The organism is Parcubacteria group bacterium CG10_big_fil_rev_8_21_14_0_10_36_14 (assembly GCA_002772895.1).
Lineage (GTDB): Bacteria > Patescibacteriota > Patescibacteriia.
Genome location: PFCS01000041.1, coordinates 1 through 6,487, shown reverse-complemented (window position 1 = coordinate 6,487; position 6,487 = coordinate 1). Strand labels below are relative to the sequence as shown.

Sequence of the window (6,487 nt, the reverse complement as noted above, 5' to 3'; positions counted from 1 at the left end):
GTTGGCTAACTAAAAAAATACGTTGAATTACGTATTTTTTTGTATCTGAGATTTTCCTTGACGGGGATGGGGCGGAAAAAGGACAAACCATTCCCATCCCCGTCCAAAACTAATTTTTCTCGATAAGTTTGTTATTCTACTTAAAATATTCGCTTCTAATCCCATCTCTAGTTTTTTATCTAACAATCCCTTTTTCTTTTAATTTTTTATACAATTCCGGCAAAAATTTTTTAAGATAAACAACATTTTTACCATTTGGAGTTTGCTGTGTATCTATATTGTATCTTTTTAAAAAATCAAAAATACGTTCTTCCGCTTCTTTAATGCGAGATTCATTAACTACCATTACTTCAATTTCAAACAAACTATGGCCAAAATCTGTTATATCAACATCTATATTAAAATCTTCGCATTTATATTTTTGCCTGACATCCTTATAATCTATGACTACGTTTAATCCATTGTTTTTTAGAGTTTCCTGCCAGCCCTTTCTCTTTTCGTGATTTATGTTTAATTTTTCAAAAATTTCTTCGGGGTTATTATATTCTTTATAATTAAAATATCCGTTTTTATGAACCGGATATTTTAATTCTAGTTTACCATTACGATCACGAAGCCAAATATCAGATAAAAATAAACGATTATCGGAGTAATCAAAATATTTGTTATGCAATTTTTCTTCACGCAAAAATTGGCAAATCTTTTTAATCTGCTCTAAGGCCCCCTCTGTAAGCTCAAATTTTTCTTCTACTTCTATCATAATTATAATTCTCCTCTAATTCCATCAAAATATTCTTTTAAATTATCATAACTTAATCTTTCCCTAACATCATTTAAAGCTACCCACTCAACTTTATCACCTTCGTGCTCGGGTTTTATTTCCCCTGATACTGGTTTTAATAAAAACATATGAGTTATTGTTTCATCTCCTGTTTTAGTATTTTTATATTTATTTGGCACTAACTCTTTTACAAAATTAACTTTTAATCCCGTTTCTTCCTTCATTTCTCTCATCACTGTATCTTTTATTTCTTCTCCCGGCTCAACATGGCCTTTTGGAAAAGACCAGTCATTTTCTTTTTTTCTGTAAACCAGCAAAACAAGTTTTTGCTCACCTTCCTTTTTAATAACAATGCCACCAGCTTTAATTGTTTTACTTTTTTGATTATTATTTATCAACATAAATTATGTTTTCTTACCAACCAGTTCTATTATTTTTCCCGAAATCTGTTTTTCCGTACCACAGATATAATAACAGGGCATATGTTGAACAAAACTCTTAATGGCTACGGATCTCTTTTTTGAAAGCACTGGAGTATCGAGGGGTGAAACGGGTAATTCATTATTAAAAAGTCGACGTGAAGTGGCACGAATTTTGCGAGAAAGTTCCTCATACAAATGCCAATCCAATTTTTCCGCGCTCCATTTTTCAATAAAAATTTCTTTTGATTCTGAAACTTGCGGATATACTAAAAAGGCAAGCTCTGTTGGTTTGCAATTTGTGGTAGAATCTAACATCTTTTTACTTTTGTGGACATTCTTAAAATAATTTTTTGAAAAATCAGCCTGCCGAACCCCTCCCATCATTAAATTATTTTTTAAATCTATCAATGTCTTTTCATCGGAAAAAAATTTCGCTCCAAAATCTTTGACTAAATTTAAAATAAGACGTGTTTTCCCGAGACCGCTTGCCCAGCCCCAAATTATGACGCCACTATTCCTTATCGTAACACTGGAAGAGTGCATACAATAATATCCGTTTTCCTGACGTAAACGTTCAAGCAACAACTCTACAATAGAAACTGCGTCCTTTTCGTCATATTTTAAATTTGAATAGGTTGCATTTGGAAATTTTAATGTAAATTTTGGCTTGCCATGTTTCAAAACAAGCTCACTGCCATATTTTTTATATTTATCCAATATTTCGTAACACGGTATATATCTTTTTAAAAATTCCGAATTTTTCAATTCTTCAATCCAGTTCGCATAGGACGATGAAACTTTTACTGCCGAGTCTAATGACTTAATGATTATATAATAATTTTTCATAAATTATCTCAACTTTTTTAATCTTTACTTTCCAATCCCAATTTTTAATTATTTCTTCTCTGGCATTTTTTGAAAGTCGCTCTCTCAAATTTTTATCATAATAAACAAGCTTAATCGCCTTAGCCAAATCAGATGCGTTTTTAGGCCTCACTAAAATACCGTTTTTCTCGTTCCTTATAAATTCTTTCATACTGCAGGCAGTAGTCGTAATCACGAGGGTGCCGCAAGAAGAAGATTCAAGCATAGTTATTAACAATCCTTCTCTATCATAAGATGGAAGAACTGTCATTTTTGAAGAATTATACAAACCAACCAATTCATTACTTTTAATATGACCCAGAAAATGGATAGAACCACCTAAGCCAATTTTCTTTGTAAGCAATTTTAAGTGATTTTTTTCAGGACCATCACTCGCTATGGCAACATTAAGATTAATATTTTCTTTTTTTAAAATATTGACCGCTTTTATTAAAAAATCTATTCCCTTAATTTTAATTAGTCGACCAATGAATAGAATGTTATATTTTTTGTTTATACCATCTATAGGAATAAATTGGTCACTCTTTATGCCGTTCTCCGCCACGCATATCTTCTTTAATTTGGACATCTTAAGCCACTTATCCTTTACGTATTTTGAAACGGCTATAACCACATCGGGGAACTCTAAATGAGTTTTGTAAAGAGCACTGATTTTTGCAGGATATCCTAAAAGGTGCAAAGCACTCTTCTGTTCATGCGGTACAGCACACATGTCCACAACATTATATACAGTTACTATATCGAACCTATGCTTTAAAAAATATTTTAAGGCTATCTGCCCCACAAAAATGCTCTCTCGATTCCAACGGCTCCAATTCTCCCCAGGCTTAATCTTATAGAGCCACTCTAAACTTTGGGGCAGATCTATATAATCTATCCGGATATTTTTGTTAGCTTTTTTATAATTTTTGAAATATTCGCTTTCTTTGATAAATGAAGCACGGGTAGTAATGATAGTTATTTTATGTCCGCATTTTTTCAAAAACATTCCATGATCAAGCGGCAAGATTTCTCCTCCGCCGACATAATAACTAACTCGCGGTTGGTATATAGCTATATTCATTTTTTTTCTATATTATCAATAAGGGTTTTATACTGCGCCGAACCAGTTGGGCTCGTCAAAAGCCATTTTACATATTCGGGGAGTTTAACTGCTGGAACAAATGCCCTTTCTGATGTTTCAAATTCTTTTTTAAAATCTAAAACTTTTTGTATTTTTGCCAAATATCTTAACTGTATATAATGTTTGCCCTCTATTGACTGATTTTTAGGATCAGTGGCATCGATATACCCTAAAAATCGAGGATTTTTTATAGTAACACAGGACTCTTCTAAAACTTCTCTGTTTAGAGTTTCTTCAGAAGTTTCGCCAATTTCTGGATGCCCGCCAGGAAAACCCCATCCTCTTTTATTTTTTACTATTAGAACCTCTCCTTTTTTATTTAAGCAAAAACCAACAACTTGCGCGATGTTAATACCTTTTGGGTAATCTGTCGATTCGAACCATTCTAAATTAATCTCGCGGCCGTCAAATATTGAAGTTTCTTTAATACCCATAAATAATTTATCAATTATAATTCTTGTTTTTTATTTTCATCATCAAATAAGTCCCAGAGTTCCGCTGGCAAATTGCCCTTTTTTTTCATACCTTCGAATTTTGGTCCAAGAATAAGTTTCAAACTATTTAATGCCTCTTCTGTGCTATCGGCAGTATGCATCACATTTTTTTGAGTGATTATTACGGAAACTTGATCTTGTTGCGGGTGCTCACCTTTTTGCCATAAATCCATAGTTTCCCTGCTTACTGGCGGAATTTTTTGGAATTTTTCTCTGATTATGCCGTTCTTGCCTCCATCCTTTTTTAAACTTAACAAAGTTTTTTGAGCTTCATGTCCGGGTCCGCCTACCAAAAGCACAATAACGTCATTTTTGGTAAGATAGCCCTTCATTGCTTCATAAAAGTGTTCACCTTTCGATTCTTTGTATATTTCGTCGACAGTTTGTCCGGATAGTCGCACCTTTTCTTGATAAATTATTTCTAGCCCATGCTCATTCAAAATTTTTTCAATTTCCGGTAAATCATCCAAAGAATCCGGCTTCAAAAAAGCGAAGGCTATTTCAGCTTTTGGTATAGTTTCTTTTATTTCTATTCCTCGCGTAAGGCGATCTTCTATGCTCATGGTTGATTTATTATTCTCTTAAGTAATTCTTTTATCCCCCGCAAGCCGTCATCATTTGCAACAAACAAACATTTTTCTTTATATTTTTTAGCGGCATTTTTAACCGCGCAAAAAAATATATTTTTCTCAAATCCGATTCTCTCCTCATCGCTTATAAAAAATAGCTCGCATGGAGAAAAATAGCGGTTCCTAACATAATTCATTGTTTTAATTCTATCATAAAAATCATTCGACGCAACAATTTTTCCCATTTCAGGGATCTTTTTAAAAATATATTTTTTACTTTGTGGAAACTTTTCTTTTAAAAGATTCATGACTACATTTAGATCATTCTTTGATACTCTGCCTCGATTTCGCATATAAATGCTTGAAGTATAATTTCTATTTTTAGAAATCAAGGCCAATAATCCTTTTTGCCGCAAAGAAGACTTGTTATTGCTTACTAAAACAGTTATTCCGGGCAAATAATTGGGCAAGGTTTTATTTAAAAATTCTATTATCTTTTTATTCAAGTCCTTGGCTTTAAGATTAATAAGTATCTCCAGATCTTTATATGATAATTTATATACCGCTCCATTTTCTAGAATTATCGGACCATTTAATTTGAGTTTTTTGTATACATTCCGCGTTTCCACCCATGGTCGATTCGTGTTTATACCAAAAATAATACCCTGTTTTTTGAATTTGGATATGACTTTTGCTATAGACGCGAAACCGGGGTTTGATCCTCCGACTATAAGGGTACCATCAATATCAAAAAAGATTACTTTATTCATAAAAAGATTTTTTTGTAGTTGTTGTAACGCGCCACTGCTTCCGCGGTTGGTAAAAATACAAGTTTATAAGGAAGAGTTCTGATGAAAAAAGGATAGCAAATGCGCCTCGCATGAGAAGAAATATTGTCCAGAAAATTTTATCCCCGAGCTTGGCTCCCAACCATTTTTTCCAATCCGTGCGACGATTGAGATACGGTTTTAAATAATTATATTCCGGGAACCAGCGATACATTTTTTCCATCTCAATATTGCGTCTCCTATATATATTAAACCAATCTTCCAAGGAACCCACCGACCACGAATAGCAAGTAGCATTGTCTATCTGTTTTATGGATTTAAGACCATACTTATGCATAAAATAACTCGACATAAGAATATCATCCGCAACAAGTAAAGTGCCATTTTTACAATACTTTAAAAGAACAAAATTCTTTTTATTATATTCTGCGCGCTTCAAAACATCTGTATCAGCGGGCATAAACCATTCTGTTGTAGCAAAAAGTCGGCCATGAAAATAATAACGCTTAGTTAAGAGTTTTTGAGAATCATACAAAAGACCTATTTTATAAAAAAGAGATTTATTTTTTTGGTCGTAAAGTGCCTTAGTCTTTGCATATGCTACGATGAGATTTGGATTAAGGCGCAGAGCTTGTAACAGCAATTTTATTGAATGCTTGTCTATAATGCTATCTGAATCCGAAAAAACATAGGTGTCTGCTTTGTAAGATTTAACGATTTTTCTTTGGGCATTGACCACGCCCTCGTCGCTTTTTATAATCTCACATCCAACATCAGGATAATTTTTTTTAAATTTTTTGGCGATAACTTCGGAACTGTCTGTGCAACCATTTATACATATTATTAATTTTATATCCGACTCATTAGATATAAGAATAGCATCTCTTATAGATTCTAAATTATTATATAGAGATTTCTCCTCGTTTCTAACCGGCAATCCGACGATAATTGTCTCTATTTTTCGCATATAGAATAACTTATTTTTATTCATACTATTATAACACATAGAATAGAAAATAGGGAGGATATTAAATTCGCTCAAACAAGCTGTTGGTAACTATCGCTTTACGCTAATTTGAGCTTATGTTGTACTAATACCAACAATTCAAAGTTGCCTAAACTCGCAGTTTTTTGTGGGCATGGCGAAAATCTAAAAATGAGACACGCCCAAATAATGCCTTATCCGGTGTCTCATTTGTCTCATTTCGCCTTATCGTACCCCTCCTTCGCTGGATTCTTCGCTAAAGCTACGAACCCCAAGAAAGCTACGGAAGGGCGAGCCGACCCATCCCCGTCGTGAGACACGGATTTTGACCCCCAAAAAAGCCCTTAAATTGCCTGACTTTAAAGTTGTTCAACCCGAGTGGGGAGCCAAGAAATTAGATACGAACTCATTTTTTGAAGATGAGAATGTTCGCTCGCCCA

Annotated in this window: 8 protein-coding genes; all 8 read right to left on the bottom strand. The window is 33.6% G+C overall.

The window, feature by feature from the left end:
- Positions 1-175: 175 nt before the first annotated feature.
- From COU51_03060 to COU51_03025, 8 genes are read right to left on the bottom strand one after another with little or no spacing between them, the layout of a single operon-like run.
- The gene (locus tag COU51_03060) at positions 176-760 is read right to left on the bottom strand and encodes a hypothetical protein (GenBank protein PIR66606.1); all 585 of its coding nucleotides are present in this window, start codon (positions 758-760) and stop codon (positions 176-178) included.
- 2 nt (positions 761-762) lie between these two features.
- Entirely contained in the window at positions 763-1,182 is a 420-nt protein-coding gene (locus COU51_03055; protein PIR66605.1) for a hypothetical protein, read from the bottom strand.
- Between the two features lie 3 nt (positions 1,183-1,185).
- Positions 1,186-2,049: a hypothetical protein gene (locus COU51_03050; protein ID PIR66604.1), complete on the bottom strand. Its 864-nt coding sequence runs from the start codon at positions 2,047-2,049 to the stop codon at positions 1,186-1,188.
- Positions 2,024-3,151, bottom strand: coding sequence for a hypothetical protein (locus tag COU51_03045; GenBank protein PIR66603.1), 1,128 nt, complete (start codon positions 3,149-3,151; stop codon positions 2,024-2,026). The genes COU51_03050 and COU51_03045 overlap by 26 nt, the downstream gene beginning before the upstream one ends.
- On the bottom strand, positions 3,148-3,645 hold the full coding sequence (locus COU51_03040) for a hypothetical protein (protein PIR66602.1): 498 nt from the start codon (positions 3,643-3,645) through the stop codon (positions 3,148-3,150). Before COU51_03040 ends, COU51_03045 begins: the two co-directional genes overlap by 4 nt.
- Positions 3,646-3,659: 14 nt before the next feature.
- Positions 3,660-4,268: a hypothetical protein gene (locus COU51_03035; protein PIR66601.1), complete on the bottom strand. Its 609-nt coding sequence runs from the start codon at positions 4,266-4,268 to the stop codon at positions 3,660-3,662.
- Positions 4,265-5,044 (bottom strand): hypothetical protein, encoded by a 780-nt coding sequence (locus COU51_03030; protein ID PIR66600.1) that lies wholly within the window; start codon positions 5,042-5,044, stop codon positions 4,265-4,267. Before COU51_03030 ends, COU51_03035 begins: the two co-directional genes overlap by 4 nt.
- Entirely contained in the window at positions 5,037-6,068 is a 1,032-nt protein-coding gene (locus COU51_03025) for a hypothetical protein (GenBank protein ID PIR66599.1), read from the bottom strand. Before COU51_03025 ends, COU51_03030 begins: the two co-directional genes overlap by 8 nt.
- Positions 6,069-6,487 lie beyond the last annotated feature (419 nt).